At 73.7% G+C, this 16,200-nt stretch carries 16 protein-coding genes and 1 pseudogene; 11 read left to right on the top strand and 6 right to left on the bottom strand.

Going from position 1 to position 16,200, the window contains the following annotated elements; all coding sequences use genetic code 11:
- Nucleotides 1-29: 29 nt before the first annotated feature.
- The 3 genes from serC to ABZ801_RS40255 all read right to left on the bottom strand — a co-directional run bounded on the left by serC (nucleotide 30) and on the right by ABZ801_RS40255 (nucleotide 2,872).
- Nucleotides 30-1,166 carry a phosphoserine transaminase gene (serC, locus tag ABZ801_RS40265; RefSeq protein WP_344951256.1) on the bottom strand — a complete coding sequence of 379 codons (1,137 nt, stop codon included), beginning with the start codon at nucleotides 1,164-1,166 and terminating at the stop codon, nucleotides 30-32.
- Between the two features lie 76 nt (nucleotides 1,167-1,242).
- A complete protein-coding gene (locus tag ABZ801_RS40260) occupies nucleotides 1,243-1,611 on the bottom strand; it encodes a hypothetical protein (protein WP_360708887.1) in 369 nt (122 codons plus the stop codon).
- 148 nt (nucleotides 1,612-1,759) lie between these two features.
- Nucleotides 1,760-2,872, bottom strand: coding sequence for a citrate synthase 2 (locus tag ABZ801_RS40255; protein ID WP_344951250.1), 1,113 nt, complete (start codon nucleotides 2,870-2,872; stop codon nucleotides 1,760-1,762).
- A gap of 106 nt (nucleotides 2,873-2,978) precedes the next feature.
- Here ABZ801_RS40255 and ABZ801_RS40250 point away from each other — a divergent pair, with 106 nt between their 5' ends.
- Both ABZ801_RS40250 and ABZ801_RS40245 read left to right on the top strand, forming a co-directional pair.
- On the top strand, nucleotides 2,979-3,794 hold the full coding sequence (locus tag ABZ801_RS40250; RefSeq protein ID WP_360708884.1) for a pyridoxal 5'-phosphate synthase: 816 nt from the start codon (nucleotides 2,979-2,981) through the stop codon (nucleotides 3,792-3,794).
- Between the two features lie 252 nt (nucleotides 3,795-4,046).
- Nucleotides 4,047-5,330, top strand: coding sequence for an MFS transporter (locus tag ABZ801_RS40245; protein ID WP_360708881.1), 1,284 nt, complete (start codon nucleotides 4,047-4,049; stop codon nucleotides 5,328-5,330).
- A gap of 9 nt (nucleotides 5,331-5,339) precedes the next feature.
- On the opposite strand, the gene ABZ801_RS40240 is transcribed toward ABZ801_RS40245, so the two are convergent.
- A complete protein-coding gene (locus ABZ801_RS40240; RefSeq protein WP_360708878.1) occupies nucleotides 5,340-6,062 on the bottom strand; it encodes a UdgX family uracil-DNA binding protein in 723 nt (240 codons plus the stop codon).
- Between the two features lie 99 nt (nucleotides 6,063-6,161).
- On the opposite strand from ABZ801_RS40240, the gene ABZ801_RS40235 reads away from it, so the two are divergent.
- The 3 genes from ABZ801_RS40235 to ABZ801_RS40225 all read left to right on the top strand — a co-directional run bounded on the left by ABZ801_RS40235 (nucleotide 6,162) and on the right by ABZ801_RS40225 (nucleotide 10,732).
- Nucleotides 6,162-6,863 (top strand): metal-dependent transcriptional regulator, encoded by a 702-nt coding sequence (locus ABZ801_RS40235; protein WP_344951238.1) that lies wholly within the window; start codon nucleotides 6,162-6,164, stop codon nucleotides 6,861-6,863.
- 447 nt (nucleotides 6,864-7,310) lie between these two features.
- Nucleotides 7,311-9,695: a SpoIIE family protein phosphatase gene (locus tag ABZ801_RS40230; RefSeq protein ID WP_344951235.1), complete on the top strand. Its 2,385-nt coding sequence runs from the start codon at nucleotides 7,311-7,313 to the stop codon at nucleotides 9,693-9,695.
- A 41-nt stretch (nucleotides 9,696-9,736) separates the two neighbouring features.
- The gene (locus ABZ801_RS40225) at nucleotides 9,737-10,732 is read left to right on the top strand and encodes a zinc-binding alcohol dehydrogenase family protein (RefSeq protein WP_360708874.1); all 996 of its coding nucleotides are present in this window, start codon (nucleotides 9,737-9,739) and stop codon (nucleotides 10,730-10,732) included.
- 51 nt (nucleotides 10,733-10,783) lie between these two features.
- On the opposite strand, the gene ABZ801_RS40220 is transcribed toward ABZ801_RS40225, so the two are convergent.
- The gene (locus tag ABZ801_RS40220; protein WP_360708871.1) at nucleotides 10,784-11,701 is read right to left on the bottom strand and encodes a methyltransferase domain-containing protein; all 918 of its coding nucleotides are present in this window, start codon (nucleotides 11,699-11,701) and stop codon (nucleotides 10,784-10,786) included.
- Nucleotides 11,702-11,844: 143 nt separating this feature from the next.
- Complete coding sequence (locus ABZ801_RS40215) at nucleotides 11,845-12,003, bottom strand: hypothetical protein (protein ID WP_344951227.1); 159 nt, start codon at nucleotides 12,001-12,003, stop codon at nucleotides 11,845-11,847.
- Nucleotides 12,004-12,114: 111 nt separating this feature from the next.
- Between ABZ801_RS40215 and ABZ801_RS40210 the strand changes: the two genes are divergently transcribed.
- The 6 genes and pseudogenes from ABZ801_RS40210 (at nucleotide 12,115) to ABZ801_RS40185 (ending at nucleotide 16,129) form a co-directional block, all read left to right on the top strand.
- Nucleotides 12,115-12,513, top strand: a complete 399-nt coding sequence (locus ABZ801_RS40210; protein WP_344951224.1) for a hypothetical protein — start codon at nucleotides 12,115-12,117, stop codon at nucleotides 12,511-12,513.
- 123 nt (nucleotides 12,514-12,636) lie between these two features.
- Nucleotides 12,637-12,867, top strand: a pseudogene (locus ABZ801_RS40205) (EmrB/QacA family drug resistance transporter); the annotation flags it as partial.
- A 149-nt stretch (nucleotides 12,868-13,016) separates the two neighbouring features.
- On the top strand, nucleotides 13,017-13,331 hold the full coding sequence (locus tag ABZ801_RS40200; protein WP_360708867.1) for a hypothetical protein: 315 nt from the start codon (nucleotides 13,017-13,019) through the stop codon (nucleotides 13,329-13,331).
- A 133-nt stretch (nucleotides 13,332-13,464) separates the two neighbouring features.
- On the top strand, nucleotides 13,465-14,610 hold the full coding sequence (locus tag ABZ801_RS40195; protein ID WP_344951218.1) for an acetyl-CoA C-acetyltransferase: 1,146 nt from the start codon (nucleotides 13,465-13,467) through the stop codon (nucleotides 14,608-14,610).
- Nucleotides 14,611-14,771: 161 nt separating this feature from the next.
- Nucleotides 14,772-15,566, top strand: a complete 795-nt coding sequence (locus tag ABZ801_RS40190; protein WP_360708864.1) for an enoyl-CoA hydratase-related protein — start codon at nucleotides 14,772-14,774, stop codon at nucleotides 15,564-15,566.
- 122 nt (nucleotides 15,567-15,688) lie between these two features.
- Nucleotides 15,689-16,129, top strand: a complete 441-nt coding sequence (locus ABZ801_RS40185; protein WP_344951213.1) for an Hsp20/alpha crystallin family protein — start codon at nucleotides 15,689-15,691, stop codon at nucleotides 16,127-16,129.
- Nucleotides 16,130-16,200 lie beyond the last annotated feature (71 nt).

Here is a 16,200-nt window from a genome sequence, read left to right as displayed (position 1 = left end):
GGCGGCGCGGCGAACCCCCGCCGGCGGTGCTAGAGGCGCTCGACCACGTAGTCGATGCAGGCCGTCAGGGCCTCCACGTCGGCCGGGTCGATCGCCGGGAACATCCCGATGCGCAGCTGGTTGCGGCCCAGCTTGCGGTACGGCTCGGTGTCGACGATGCCGTTGGCCCGCAGCGTCTTGGCGACCGCCGCCGCGTCCACCGAGTCCACGAAGTCGATCGTCCCGACGACCTGCGACCGCTGCGCCGGATCGGCCACGAACGGCGTGGTGTAGGACGTCTTCTCCGCCCACGTGTACAGGCGCTGGGACGAGTCGGCGGTGCGGGCGGTGGTCCAGGCCAGCCCGCCCTGCTCGTTCATCCACTCGATCTGCTCGGCGAACAGCAGCAGTGTCGCCACGGCCGGGGTGTTGTAGGTCTGGTCCTTGGCGGAGTTGTCCACCGCCGTGGGCAGGCTGAGGAACTCCGGCACGTACCGGCCGGAGCCCGCGATCTCCTCGACCCGCGCCAGCGCGGCCGGGGACATCAGCGCCACCCACAGGCCGCCGTCGGCCGCGAAGCACTTCTGCGGCGCGAAGTAGTACACGTCGGTCTCGGTGACGTCGACGGGCAGGCCCCCGGCGCCGGACGTGGCGTCCACCAGCACCAGCGCCTCGTCGGCGGTGGTCCCGGCGGGACGCTCGATCGGCATGGCCACACCGGTGGAGGTCTCGTTGTGGGTCAGGGCGTAGACGTCCACGCCCTCCTCGGCGGCGGCCCGCGGGTGCGTCCCCGGCTCGCTGGAGATCACCGACGGCTCGGCCAGCCACGGCGCCTTCGTCGTGACCTTGGCGAACTTGCTGGAGAACTCGCCGAACGACAGGTGCTGCGACTTCTCGCGCACCAGACCGAACGCGGCGGCGTCCCAGAACGCGGTGGTGCCGCCGTTGCCGAGCACCACCTGGTGCCCCTCGGGCAGCGAGAACAGCTCGGCCAGGCCGCTGCGCACCCGGCCGACCAGCGACTTGACCGGCTTCTGCCGGTGCGAGGTGCCCATGTACCGCGCCCCGGACTCGGCCAGGGCGGCCAGCTGCTCGGGCCGCACCTTGGACGGGCCGCACCCGAACCGCCCGTCGGCGGGCTTGAGGTCTTCGGGAATGACTATGGCTTTGTCAGCGCTCTCGGTCACCCGAAGAAGGCTACTTGACCTGCGCGGCGGAGCAGGGACGGGGTTCACATGGCGAGACGCGCCGGTCAGCGGGGTGTCACCTGGAGCGGCGGACCGCCCAGACGGCCAGGGCGGCCAGCCCGGCCAGGCACAGCGCGGCGATCACGGCGGGCGGGTAGATCCACGGGTCGTTCCGTTCCCGGGCCTCCAGCGCCGTGGTGACCGAGTCGTAGGCCAGGAACGCCAGCAGCAGCGCGACGAGCACGGCGGTGACGCGGCCCGCGAGGGCGTTGGTGCGGCGGCGCCGCAGCTCCCGCTCCCGCTCGTACCGCCGCAGCTCCTCGGCCTGGCGCGCGGCCTCCGCGCGGACCCGCTCCTGGCGGGCGTCCGCGGACGGGGCCGCGCCCGCCGCAGGGCCGATGTCGCCGTCCAGCGGCTCGTCGTCCAGCGGGTCGTGGTCGGTCACCGGCCCATCATGGCAAACCCGGACGGACCGCGCCGGACGTGAGCGCCCCGGACATGCGTCCCGGACGTGCGCCCCGGACATGAGGAAGCCCCCGGCGACTCTGCCGGGGGCCTCGTGCGCTCTGGCGGGGGCGGTGGGGCGAGCCGGATCAGCCGGCGGTGCGCTTGAGGACCTCCGCTGCGCCCGGCACGTCGTTGATGGACCGGCTGCCGGGACCGACGTAACGGGCGCTCGGCCGGACCAGGCGGCCGGTGCGCTTCTGCTCCAGGATGTGGGCGGCCCACCCGGCGGTGCGGCCGCAGGTGAACATGGCGGGCATCATCGCGGTGGGGACCTCGGCGAAGTCCAGGATGACCGCGGCCCAGAACTCCACGTTGGTCTCGATGGCGCGGTCGGGGCGGCGCTCGCGCAGCTCGGCCAGCGCGGCGTCCTCCAGGGCCTTGGCGGCCTCGTAGCGGGGGGCGTTCAGCTCCTTGGCGGTGCGGCGCAGCACGCGGGCGCGGGGGTCCTCGGCGCGGTAGACGCGGTGGCCGAAGCCCATCAGCCGCTCGCCGGAGTCCAGGATGCCGGTGACGACCTTGCGGGCGTCGCCGACCTGCTCGACCCTCTCGATCATGGGCAGCACGCGGGCGGGGGCCCCGCCGTGCAGCGGGCCGGACATGGCGCCGATCGCGCCGGAGATGCTGGCCGCGACGTCGGCGCCGGTGGAGGCGATGACGCGGGCGGTGAAGGTGGAGGCGTTCATGCCGTGCTCGGCGGCCGAGACCCAGTAGGCGTCGATGGCCCGGACGTGCCGGGGGTCGGGCTCACCGCGCCAGCGGATCATGAACCGTTCGGTGATGGTCGCGCCCTCGTCGACGCGGCTCTGCGGGACCATCGGGGTGCCCACGCCGCGGGCCGACTGGGCCACGAACGACAGGGCGGTCACCGACACGCGCGCCAGGTCGGCGCGGGCCTCCTCGTCGGTGATGTCCAGCAGGGGGCGCATGCCGTACGCCGGGGCCAGCATGGGCAGCGCGCTCTGGACGTCGACGCGCACGTCACCGGAGCGGACCGGCAGGACGTGCGGCTCGGCGGGGGTGAGGCCGGGGTCGAAGCTGTTGTCGACGAGCAGGCCCCAGGCGTCGCCGAAGGAGACGCGGCCGACGAGCTCCTCGATGTCGACGCCTCGATAGCGGAGGGCGCCGCCCTCCTTGTCCGGTTCCGCGATCTCGGTCTCGAAGGCTACGACCCCTTCAAGCCCGGGTTTGAAGTCGGACATGTCGTCCTGCCTTTCGTCCCCATAGTGATAAGGCGGTGCCGTGCCATTGAACCGTGTCTCTTTTACTGCTGAGTACCCAGGCCCCTGTGAGATGCACAATGCCCTGGTGAGAGGCTCAGACGCTGTGGACGGCCGGATACCAGAGGCAAGTGGCGCGCAAAGCGCCGATACCGCGGGGGTTCCGCGCGCACCGGAGATCGACCTGTCGCGGCTGCGCGCCGCCTACGACGCGGGGGAGTTGAGGGAGGAGGCGGTGCCCGCCGACCCGCTGGAGCTGTTCGCGAGGTGGCTGGCCGACGTGGTGGAGGCCGGGCTGCCCGAGCCGAACGCCATGGTGCTGGCCACCGCCTCGGCCGACGGCGAGCCCAGCGCCCGCACCGTGCTGCTCAAGGGCTACGGCCCGGCGGGCTTCCGCTTCTTCACCAACCTGACCTCGCGCAAGGGGCGCGACCTGGCCGCCAACCCCCGCGCGACGCTGGTGTTCCCGTGGCATCCGCTGCACCGGCAGGTGATCGTGTCGGGCCCGGTGGCGGAACTGTCGCGGGAGGAGACCGCCGGCTACTTCCAGACCCGCCCGTACGGGTCGCGCGTCGGGGCATGGACGAGCGAGCGGCAGTCCTCGGTGATCACGGGACGGGACGAGCTGGAGGCCCGGTACGCCGAGCTGTCCGCCCGCTGGCCGGATCCGGCCGCCGCGTCCGCGGGGGCGCCCGCCGCCCGCGACGAGCGGACCGCGCGGTCGGAACGCGACCGGGCCGAGGCCGAGGCGGTCCCGCTGCCGGACTTCTGGGGCGGGTTTCGCGTGGTGCCCCTGGCGATCGAGTTCTGGCAGGGGCGGCCCAACCGGCTGCACGACCGGCTCCGCTACCGGCGCCCGGCCCCGGACGCCACGGCCTGGGAGCTGGAACGCCTGTCCCCGTAGCCCCGCCCCCTGTGGCGGGCGCCGGATTGGCGGACAGGGCTCGGCGGTTCGTAGGCTGGCACCGGTAATTAACCCGGCTAACTATCCGACCGAGTAGAGACCGTGCAGAACGCCTCCGAACCTCCTGATCCCCAGGACCCCGATCCGCACCCGCAGGCACGCGAGCAGACAGCACAGCACGCGGCGCGGCAGTCAGCGCAGAAGGCGGGACGCGCGCCGCGGAAGGCGCGGCGCGCGGGCCGCGGCGGGTGGATGCGCGCCGTCGCGATCGACACCCGTCCCCTCGCGCATCCCGCCTACCGGCGGCTGTGGCTGGGGCAGGCGGTGTCGTTCGTCGGCTTCCAGGTCACCGCCGTGGCCGTGCCCGTCCAGGTGTACGACGTGACGCGGTCGTCGTTCTGGGTGGGCGTGCTGGGCGTGGTCAACCTCGTCCCGCTGATCGTGTTCGGGCTGTGGGGCGGGGCGGTCGCCGACCACGTGGACCGGCGCCGGCTGCTGTTCGGCTCGTCCTGCGTGATGTGGGTCGCGACGCTGCTGCTGTTCGCCCAGGCCCTGCTCGGCATGGACGACCTGTGGCTGATCATGGCGGTGGTGGCCGTCCAGGCGATGGGCTTCGCGGTCGCGTCGCCGACCCGCAACGCGATCATCCCCCGGCTGCTGGACCGCTCCCTCGTCCCGGCCGCCAACACCCTGAGCTTCACCGCCAGCCAGATCGGCATGCTGGCCGGGCCCCTGGTGGCCGGGGTGATCCTGGCCCGCTGGCACTACGCGGCCGCCTACGCGATGGACGCCGTGCTGTTCACCGTCGGCCTGTACGCGGCGCTGCGCCTGCCCGCCATCCCGCCGCTGGGAGAGGTGACGGGCACACCCGGTCTGCGCTCGGTCTTCGAAGGGCTGCGCTACCTGGCCACACAGCCCGTCCTGCTGATGTCGTTCGTCGTCGACATCATCGCCATGGGCGTGGCCATGCCGCGCGCGCTGTTCCCCGAACTGGCCGAGACCCGTTTCGGCGGGGAGGACGCGGTCGGCTGGCTGTTCGCCTCGATCGCCATCGGCGCGTTCATCGGCGGCCTGATGTCGGGCTGGATCGGACGGGTGCACCGGCAGGGCGTGGCCCTCGTCGGGGCCATCGTCGTGTGGGGCCTGGCGGTCGCCGTCGCCGGGCTCGCCCACCAGCTGTGGCTGGCCGTGGTGCTGCTGGCCGTGGGCGGGGCGGCCGACCTGGTGTCGGCGGTGTTCCGGCAGACGATGCTCCAGACGTATGCGCCGGACGAGATGCGCGGCCGCCTCCAGGGGGTCTTCACCGTGGTCGTCGCGGGCGGCCCCCGTCTCGGCGACCTGCGCGCCGGAGCGACCGCCGCCTTCGCGGGGGCCACGGTCTCCTGGGTGGGCGGCGGGCTCGCGTGCGCGGTCCTGGTGGTCGTGGTGGGCCTGTGCGTCCCCGCCCTGCTGCGCTACGACACCCGTACCGCCGCGCCCGCGCTCACGGACGACGTGCCCGAGCCGAAGGAACCCGCCACCGACCGCGAGCCCTAGCCGGGGCGGCTACCCGAGGGCCGTCGCCACGACCTTGAGGTCGTCGACGAGACCGGCGTACATCGCCTCGCGGTCCTCGGCGCGCAGCACCGCCGACGGGTGGATCGTGGCCAGCAGCCGCGTCCCGTTCCACCCCGCGTCCCCGTCGCCGGCCCGCTCGGCGGCCTCGGCCGCGCGCGCCGCCGCCGGCGTGCCGAGCACGTCCGGGTCCGGCATGGGGATCAGCTCGCCGCGCCGCTTGGTCACCCGGAACGTCGACCCCAGCAGCGCCTTGCCGGCCGTCGCGCCCAGCGCCACCACCACGTCCGGCTCCAGGACGCGCAGCTCGGCCACCAGCCACGGGCGGCATGCCCGCATCTCGCTCACGTTCGGCGACTCGTGGATGCGGCGCTTGCCGCCCGCCATCCGCTTGAACTTGAAGTGCTTGACGGCGTTGGTGACGTACACATCGCCGCGTTCGATGCCCGCCTCCTCAAGGGCCCGGTCCAGCATCCGCCCGGCCGGGCCGACGAACGGCCTGCCCTGGCGGTCCTCCTGGTCGCCGGGCTGCTCGCCGACGAGCACCACGCGGCCGTGCGCCGCGCCCTCGCCGAAGACCGTCTGGGTGGCGTTCTCGTACAGGGGGCAGCCGCGGCACCCCGCGGCGGCCTCGCGCAGCGCCCCCAGATCCGCCCGTGACCTGGGGTCGTCCGGCAGGAAGGGGGCGGCGTCATGGGAAGAATTCGCGCTCATCGTGCGTTCCTCCGTACCCGCCCCCACGGGGATATGCGCAGGCACCGTCGCGGGAGGTGCGGAACGCGTAGACTCGAGTCCACAAGTCTGGAGGGAGCTGTGACCTCACACGGCCTGATCGATACCACGGAGATGTACCTCCGTACGGTTCTGGAGCTCGAAGAGGAAGGGATCATTCCTCTTCGCGCGCGCATCGCCGAGCGGCTCTCGCAGAGCGGTCCGACGGTGAGTCAGACGGTGGCGCGCATGGAGCGCGACGGGCTGCTGAGGGTCGAGGGGGACCGGCACCTCGAACTGACCGAGACCGGCCGCAACCTGGCCACCCGGGTGATGCGCAAGCACCGTCTCGCCGAGTGTCTGCTGGTCAACGTGATCGGCCTGCCCTGGGAGGACGTCCACATCGAGGCGTGCCGCTGGGAGCACGTGATGTCGGAGGAGGTCGAGCGGCGCCTGGTCGCCCTGCTCGGCAATCCCACCCACTGCCCGCACGGCAACCCCATCCCCGGCCTGGACGAGCTCGGCGGGCACGGCGACGACAGGGACAGCGCCCCGCTGTCGTCGATGACCGACGCGGCGAGCCCGGACGGCGCCCCGGCCGTCGTCCGCCGCATCAGCGAGCAGGTGCAGAGCGACAGCGAGCTGATGCTTAAACTCAAGCAAATCGGGATACAACCGGGGCGAGAGGTGACTCTTCGGGCGACCGACGACGGGGTGCGGGTGACGTGTGACGACGAGGCCGACAGTAACGCCAGCGAGCTGCCGCGGTCCATCGCCGAACACGTGTTCGTCAGCGGCCGCTGAACCCGGTACGGTGCCGCCCCCATCGCCGTCTCCATCGCCGAACGCGCCGCACGGCACGCCCGGGTCGTCTTCGCCGTCGCCGCGCGTCTATACCGAAGATCTCCACACCGTCGCGGCGTTCGGGCGTATCCCGGGGGCGGGTTCGTCGTTCAATACCAGTGAGATACGTGCGGCGGCCGCGCCGCCACGCACGGTGGCCGCCCTGACCGCGGCGGCCGGAGCGGGCGGGCGGACGGCGCGGCGGCCGGGCACCACGGCGACGGCCCCCGAGCGGACGGCGCCGCCGGGCACGGCGGCGCACACGGACACGAGGAGAACGGGCACGACGGCAGGGCGGACGACAGAACGGCGGGCGGCGACCCCGAGAACGGCCGCACCGCCCGATCCCGCGCGCCCGGCGGCGCCGGCGAGGGCCCGCGCGGCGGCCGGAAGGCGGCGGACGGCCCGATGAAGCGACCGGACGAACCGCCGTTCGAGGCGCAGCTGCCGCCCGAGACGGTGCTGAACCAGATGGAGATGGCGGTCATCGTCTGCGACCGCTTCAGCAACGTCATCTACGGCAACGACTTCGCCCGCCAGCTGTTCGGCTTCGGCGGCGACGACCTGATCGGCCACTCCGTGCTGTCGCTCGGCATCGCCGAGGAGGACCACGAGCAGGCCACCGAGCTGGCCCGGCACGTCCTCAAGGGCGGCGTGTGGGAGGGCACGTTCTGCAACCTGCGCGCCGACGGCACCACCGTCTACACCCGCGCGCACGCCGTGCCGCTGCGCCACCCGTCCGGCGCCGTCGACGGCGTGGTGATCTTCGCCCGGGAGGCGCTGCGCAGCAACCAGCGCGAGCACGAGCGCTACGGCCTGCTGGAGCGGGTGGGCGAGCGGCTGGCCGGGTCGCTGGAGCTGGAGACCACGCTGCGCCGCGTCGCCGACACCCTGGTGCCGCAGTTCGCCGACCACTGCTTCATCGACCTGTTCAGCGGCGACCGGCTGTACCGGCGGGTGTCCCGGCACGCCGCCGACTGGACCCCGCCGCCCGGCACCTGGGCCGAGGTCGGCGAGCCGGTCTCCTACCCGGCGGGGCACTTCGCCGCCAAGGCCATGAACCGCCGCGACACGGTGCTGGTCGAGGACATGGTCCGGCACCGCTTCTCCGCCCCCAGCCTGGCCAGCCAGCGCCTCGGCGACGAGCTCGGCGTCACCTCGGTGATCTCCGCGCCGCTGCTGGTGCGCGGCGAGCTGCTGGGCGTGATGAGCGTGGCGCTGTCCAACCTGACCAGGCGGCCCGACCCGCACTACGACGCGTTCGACCGCGACCTGATGGGCGCCATCGCCGGCCGCGTCGCGCTGGCCATCGACAACGCGCTGCTGTTCGAGGAGGAGCGCGAGACCGCGCTGGCCTTCCAGAAGGACCTGCTGCCCGGCGAGCGGCCGCCCCGGCTGGACGGCCTGGAGATCGCCTGGCGGTACGAGCCGGCCCGTCCGCTGGAGTCGCACGGGCACGGCATACAGACCCAGGTCGGCGGTGACTGGTACGACGTGATCCCGCTGTCGGCGGGCCGCGTCGGGCTGGTCATCGGCGACGTGGAGGGCCGCGGCGCCCGCGCCGCCGCCGTGATGGGCCAGCTGCGCGCCGCGCTGCGCGCCTTCGCCCAGGACGACAAGCCGCCCGCCGACATCCTGCGCAAGCTGGACGAGTGGGTGCGCACCATGACCCGGCCGCAGCGGCAGAAGTCCGGCTGGGCGCCGCCCGGCGACGACGAGGTGCGCCCGCCGCTGGTGTCGTGCACCTACTTCGTCTACGACGCCTGGTCGCGGGTGCTGGAGTTCGCCAACGCCGGGCACGACCCGCCGCTGCTGATCAACGACGGCGAGGTGAGCGAGCTGACCTTCCACAGCCAGGGCGGCATGCTCGGCCTGCGGTCGCCGGGCGTGGGCGGCGAGATCCTGTTCAACGAGGAGTCCGCCGAGCTCAAGCCCGGCTCCACGCTGGTGCTCTACACCGACGGGCTGATCGACCGGCGGCCCCGCGCCGACGGCGAGTACTACACCCGCGAGGAGTCGCGCGAGCTGGTCCGCCAGGCCGTGGCCGCGGTGGCGCGGCGGGACGTGGAGACCATCGCGGGCGCGGTGTTCGACGCGGTGCCCGGCGACATCGACGACGACGTGGCGATCGTGGTGATCCGCACCTCGCCGGAGGAGCTGGCCGTCGAGGAGCGCACCTTCCCGGCCGAGCCGATCATGGTGTCGGAGGCGCGGCGGATGGCCGCCGACGCGTTCGCCTCCTGGGGCATGCTGGACGAGCAGGCCGAGCTGGCGTGCCTGCTGGTGTCCGAGGTGGTCACCAACGTGGTGCTGCACGCCGCCGCGACCCCGCGGCCGCGGCGCGAGCTCGTCCTCGACGGGCCGCCGCCGGTGCGGTTCAACAGCGCCCCCTCGGCGGCCGACGCGCTGGCCGACGCGCTCAACGACGTCGACGAGGACGACTGGTCCCTGCCCGGCGCGATGGCGACGGCGTCCGGGCCGCTGTCCGCGCCGGTGCCGATGGCCGAGCCGATGACCGAGCCGCTGTTCGACCCCGGGCCGCCGCTGGACATGCCGCTGACCCGCCGCGAACCGGCCACCAAGGAGTTCCGGCTGCGGCTGCGGCGCGGCGCCGACGCGCTCTGGGTCGAGGTGTTCGACGCCGACATGCGGTTGCCGCGCATCCGCAGCGCGGGCGAGACCGACGAGGGCGGGCGCGGCCTGTACCTGGTCGACCAGCTCGCCTCCCGCTGGGGGGCCCGGCCCACCGCCGACGGCAAGGCGGTGTGGTTCGAGCTGCCCCTGCGTCCCTGACGGGGCTTGATCAAAAGCGCGGCGCGCGTACCGTGGGGTGCGTGCGGGCGTGGAGCGTCGAGATGCCGGGGCCGATCGAGACCGGCCCGCTGAAACCGGTCGAACGGGACGTCCTCGAGCCGGGTCCGGGCGAGCTGCTGGTACGGGTGCGGGCCTGCGGGGTGTGCCGGACGGACCTGCACGTCGCCGAGGGGGACCTGCCCGTCCACCTGCCCGGCGTCACCCCCGGGCACGAGATCGTCGGCGAGGTGACGGCGGCGGGGCCCGGCTGCCGGTTCGGCGTCGGCGACCGGATCGGGGTGGCGTGGCTGCGCGGCACCTGCGGGGCCTGCCGCTATTGCCGTCGCGGCGCGGAGAACCTGTGCCCCTCGTCGGTCTACACCGGCTGGGACGCGCACGGCGGCTACGCCGAGTACACCCTGGCCGTCGACGCCTACGCCTACGCGCTGCCCGCCGAGCTGGACGACGTGCGCGTCGCGCCGCTGCTGTGCGCGGGCATCATCGGCTACCGGGCGCTGCGCCGCGCCGCCGTGCCGCCCGGCGGGACGCTCGGCCTGTGGGGCTTCGGCGGCTCGGCGCACCTGGCCGCGCAGATCGCCGTCGCCGAGGGCACGGCCGTGCACGTGTTCACCCGCAGCCCGGCCGCCTGCGCGCTGGCGCTGTCGCTGGGCGCGGCCTGGACGGGCGACTCGTTCGACGCCCCGCCCGAGCCGCTGGACTCGGCGATCGTGTTCGCCCCGGCCGGCGGCCTGGTGCCCGCCGCGCTGCGCCGCCTGGACCGCGGCGGCACGCTGGCCGTCGCCGGGATCCACCTGACCGACATCCCGCAGCTCAACTACGAGCGGCACCTGTTCCAGGAGCGGCAGCTGCGTTCGGTGACCGCCAACACCCGCGCCGACGGCGAGGAGTTCCTGCTGCTGGCCGCCCGGCTCGGCGTCGCCGTCTCCACCGTCGCCTACGGCCTGGACGAGGCCGGCAAGGCCCTGGCCGACCTCGCCGGCGGCCGCTTCACCGGCGCCGCCGTGCTCGTTCCCTGAGACGGCACCGGCCGGAGCGCCGGGTCGCCGGGTCGGCTGTATCGGCTCCCGCTACGCCGGCTCGGCGGCGACGTGGGCCCAGTTCTGGGTGAACCACAGCTCACCGCCGATCACGCGGGGTTTGGCGCCGGTGCGGGGGCCGCCGTCGACCTCCTCCAGGAGCGCGGCGCGGATGCGGTCGGCGGCGCGCGGGTCGCGGGCCCCGGCCAGCCACGGCTCCGCCGGCCGCTCCACGGTGAACACGTCCAGCCGCCGGACCCCGGCGCCCGCCGAGGTGATCATTTCGGTGAGCCCGGCGATGGACGGGGTGCCCGGGTGGCCGGGGTCGCGCAGCCGCTCCAGCCGGTCGCGGTCGGGTCCGGCCAGGTTGGGACGGACCAGCTCGGCGATGACCAGCCTGCCGCCGGGGCGGCACACCCGCAGCAGCTCGCGCAGCACCCGCTGCGGGTCGCCCAGGTGCAGCAGCGAGAAGCGGGTGGTGACCAGCGTGAACGACCCGCTTCGGTAGGGCAGGGCGGTCGCGTCGGCGCGGATGGTGGGCGTGTCGGGGTCGTGGCGGCGGACGCCGGTGTTGTCGTACGGCACGGGCCGCACGGCCCGTATGGGGGAGACGGGGCCGTCCGGGCCGCCGCCCCGCGCCGGTGCGCCGTGACCGTCCGCGTGGGCCGGGGGCCGGGACATGGGCAGCGTGGTGCTCGCGAGGTCGCTCTCGCCGGGAATGCGGACCGGGCCGGTGCCGAACGTCACCGTGGGCATCCGGCCGTTCTTCTCGCGGATCACCGGCGGCTGCGCGTCCACGGCGGTGACGTGGCGCACCCACGGCCGCAGCGCGCCCGGCATCGGCCCGGGGCCGCGCGCCACGTCCAGGCAGACGTCGTCGAACGAGGGTTCGGTGAACTCCAGCAGCCGCCGCAGGTGCGGGGCGACCGTGCCGCCTGGTTGGTGAATGGGCGTCGCCGGTTGCGGCACGTCTGTCTCCCTCGGCTCAAGGTCGGCTCGCCGGGCGACCCCCTCGCGGCGCCGGACTCCGGGGCTCCGGCACGAGGGCTGGGGAGAGGGTCGAAAAGGCCTCTTCCCGGTTTTGACTCACCGGGCGGGGAGGAAGTTCGGGCCTAGCGGAGGGTCTGGCCGTACAGGGCGAGCACGGCGAGCACGAAGATGACGACCACCGCCATGCGGGTCGGCACCGTCAGCCGCATCTTCCCCGCCGCCCACCGCACGCAGTACGCGCACAGCAGGGCGGTGACGGCGAGAGCGAGGATCCCTTCCATGGTCACCTTCGGTTCTGGGGGGACGGGTGCTGTCCCTTGAACGATAGACGGGTCAGAAAACCCTTACCCCAGTGCTCGAATCGGGTTCGGTACGGGGATAGCCTCACGGACGTGGCAGATGCGAAACAAGACCAGAAGCGTGACCGGGTGGACGACCTTCTTCTCCAGGTGGCGCGCGGCCGGGTCGCGCTCGGTGTCGCGGGGCTCGCCGCGCCGCGGCTGACCACCCGGCTGGTGGGCATGGGCCGCGGCCCCGACGCGGGCCGCGACTTCGTCGTGCGCATGTTCGCCGCCCGCGAGATCGTCCTGGGCGCGGGCTACCTGCTCGGCGACCGGGCGAGCCGCCGGACGTGGGCCCGGTACGGGCTGCTGGCCGACGCGCTCGACACCGTCGCCGCCCTCAAGACGCGCGGCGGCGTGCCGCCGTGGGCCACCGCCGGGGCGGCCGCCGCGGCCGGGGCGTGCGCCGCGCTCGGCGCCGCCAAGACAGCCAAGGACCTCCTCGGCTAGCGTCCCGCGTCCCGGTTCGGCCGCCCGCCCGCGACCCGGCCGGCCGCCGGTCCGGGGCGCCGGGATGTGATCCTTCACGGTTCCTGGGTAGGCCGTCGCGTACTCGCGTACGAGGGACCGGGAATGACGGCTGCGACGACGCCCCCGCGCACGACGGCCATGCCCCAGGGCCGCGACCTGGCGGTGATCCTCGGCTCGCTGATGCTGGCGATGCTGCTGGCCGCGCTCGACCAGACGATCGTGTCCACGGCGCTGCCCACGATCGTCAGCGACCTGGGCGGGCTGAACCACCTGTCGTGGGTGGTCACCGCGTACCTGCTGGCCTCCACGGCGTCGACCCCGCTGGGGGGGCGCCGCGCGCCGCGTGCCGACCCGGTGTTCTCCCTCGGGGCGGCGATCAGCTTCGTGGTGGGCTTCGCGATGTTCGGCGCGCTGACGTTCCTTGGGTGGATCTGCCCGCCGGAAGCATGTGGGCGCTGTGCCGTATCGCGCGCGACGGGTCGGTGACGGGCGCGGAGCTGGCCGAGCGCGCGGGCGTCCCGCCCGAGCGGGGCAGGCCGTGCGTCGACCGGCTCGTGGACGCCGGTTACGTCGCGCGCGCGGACGGCGTGCTCACCATCACCCCGGAGGGGCGCGCGGCCGCCGGCCGTCTGGTCGAGGCGCGCCTCGAGGGCCTGGCCCGGCACCTGGCGGGCTGGTCGCCGCAGGACCACCCGGAGCTGACCGGGCTGCTGAGCCGGCTGGCCGCGGAGTCGCTCGGCGACGAGGCCGACGGAAAGGTCGTCTACCACGGCGAACGCCCCCTCGCCGCGTCGTGATCCGGTAGGGGATCCGGTAAGAGTGGAGACCCCGGTCATATGGCGCCGGCCCCGGGGCGTTGTAATCTCGTACTGACGACCGAATCTCGCTCGGTTTCGGGACGGAACCGAACCCCACACTCATGGAGGCGCAGTGGCCGAGGCGTACATCGTCGGCGCGGTCCGTACCCCCGTCGGCACCAAGAAGGGCGCCCTGAAGGACGTCCACCCCGCCGACCTGGGAGCCCACGTGCTCCGCGAACTCGTCGACCGCACCGGCGTCGACCCGTCCGCGGTGGAAGACGTGATCATGGGCTGCGTCATGCAGGTCGGCCCGCAGTCGCTGGACATCGCGCGCACCGCGTGGCTGTCGGCGGGCCTGCCCGAGGGCGTGCCCGGCGTGACCATCGACCGCCAGTGCGGCTCCTCCCAGCAGGCGATCCACTTCGCCGCGCAGGGCGTGCTGTCGGGCACCCAGGACCTGGTCGTGGCGTCCGGCGTCGAGCAGATGGCCATGGTGCCGATGGGCTCGTCGGTGGCCATGGCGCTGGAGAAGGGCATGCCGTTCCCCTACGGCGAGGGCTGGGGCGAGCGGTACGGGCAGCAGGAGATCTCCCAGTTCCGCGGCGCGCAGCTGATGGCCGAGAAGTGGGGCTTCAGCCGCCGCGAGATGGAGGAGTACGCGCTGGAGAGCCACCGGCGCGCCGTGCGGGCCATCGAGGCGGGCTACTTCGACCGGGAGATCGCCCCGATCGCCGGGCTGGCCAAGGACGAGGGCGCCCGCGCCGACACCACGCTGGAGAAGATGGCCGAGCTCAAGCCGCTGCGCGACGGCTGGGACCTGACCGCGGCCGTCGCCTCGCAGATCTCCGTCGGCGCCTCGGCGCTGCTGATCGCCTCCGAGGAGGCCGTCCGGCGGCACAACCTGACGCCGCGCGCCCGCGTCCACACCCTGGCGGTGTGCGGCTCGGACCCGGTCTACATGCTGACCGGCCCGATCCCGGCCACCGAGAAGGCGCTGGCGCGGTCCGGGCTGAAGATCGACGACATCGACGTCTTCGAGGTCAACGAGGCGTTCGCGCCCGTCCCGATGGCGTGGGCCCGCGACACCGGCGCGTCGCTGGACAAGACCAACCCCAACGGCGGCGCCATCGCGCTGGGCCACCCGCTCGGCGCCACCGGCGGCATCCTGATGACCAAGCTGCTGCACGAGCTGGAGCGCACCGGCGGCCGGTACGGCCTGCAGACCATGTGCGAGGGCGGCGGCCAGGCCAACGCCACCATCATCGAGCGGGTCTGATCCGGGTCTGATCCGGCGCCTGATCCGGACCTTGTCCGGTTCTCATCCGGGTCTGGTCCGCGGCCGACCGCGACCATCGGCCGACCGCGTGGCGGGCGGAGCCTTCCGGGCTCCGCCCGCCTTCGTGTATCCCGGGTTCTTCCGCAGTCCTGAGGAGGGGCATGTACGAGACGATCATGTACGAGACGGCCGACCACGTCGCCCGGATCACGCTCAACCGGCCGCAGGCCCGCAACGCGCTCAGCGACCAGATGGTGGACGAGCTGCTCGACGCGTTCGCCCGCGCCCGGGACGACGAGGAGGTCCGCGTGATCGTCCTCACCGGGGCCGGGGACCGCGCCTTCTGCGCCGGGGCCGACCTGGGCGGGCTCGGCGCGGCGCAGGGCGACGGCCGCCCCCTGGCCGACCCCGAGGCGATCCGGGCCAGCGCCCCGTACCGGCTGTTCACCGCGTTCCCCGGACTGGGCAAGCCGATCATCGCCCGGCTGGCCGGGCACGCGGTGGCGGGCGGGCTGGGCCTGGCCGCCGCCTGCGACCTGGTGATCGCCGCCGAGGACGTCACGCTGGCCACCCCCGAGGTCAACGTGGGCCTGTGGCCCATGATGATCATGGCGATCGTCAACCGGAACGTCGCGCCCAAGCACGCGTTCAAGCTGTACTACACCGGCGCGCGGATCAGCGCCGCCGAGGGCCGCGACATCGGCCTGGTCACCGAGGTGGTGCCGCGCGCCGACCTGGACGCGCGGGTGGACGAGCTGGCCCGTCTCATCGCCGCCAAGAGCCCGCTGGCCCTGCGCCGGGGACGCGACGCCTTCTTCGCCGTCGAGGGGCGCCCGCTGGAGGAGCAGGTGGCCCACCTGCTCGGCGAGCTGGTCGAGCTGGCGGCCGGCGCGGACGCCAAGGAGGGCATCGCCGCCTTCCTGGAGGGACGCGCCCCGCGCTTCGAGGGCAGGTAAGACGATTCAGTCCTCCAGGTAAGTTGTTTGATCTCCGGGTGAGAGGAAATATATAAGTCGAGTTGGAGGTTTGCTCCAGGCGAAGGTCGAAGTACCGACCACTCGTTACGGAGGTGGCGATCATGCTGCTGACCACGATCGACCCGTTCGTGCAGGAGTTCGAGCGCCAGTTCGACCGGCTCACCCGGCAGATGTGGGGCCAGGCGAGCGAGCGCGGGGCCATGCCGATGGACGGCGTCCGCCGCAAGGACGACGTCCTGCTCCGCTTCGACCTGCCCGGCGTCGACCCCGACAGCATCGAGGTGACCGTCGACCGCGGCGTGCTGTCGGTGAGCGCGCGGCGCGAGGAGGAGCTCGCCGAGGACGACCGGATGTTCGTCCGCGAGCGCGTCATGGGCACCTTCACCCGGCGCGTCTACCTGTCCGAGCACCTGGACGCCGACGCCATCGAGGCCGCCTACAACAACGGCGTGCTGGCCGTCCGGATCCCGGTGCTGGAGCAGGCCAAGCCGCGCAAGGTCGAGATCAAGCGCGCCGACAAGAAGGCGATCCTGGGGCGCTGAGGCACGGCGTGGAGGATCGGCGCACGGCGCGGCGGGCACGGCCCCGCCGCGCCTTCGCGCATGCCGGGCGC

The organism is Actinomadura sp. NPDC047616 (assembly GCF_040642915.1).
Lineage (GTDB): Bacteria > Actinomycetota > Actinomycetes > Streptosporangiales > Streptosporangiaceae > Spirillospora > Spirillospora miaoliensis.
This window is presented reverse-complemented; position numbering and strand designations above follow the sequence as displayed.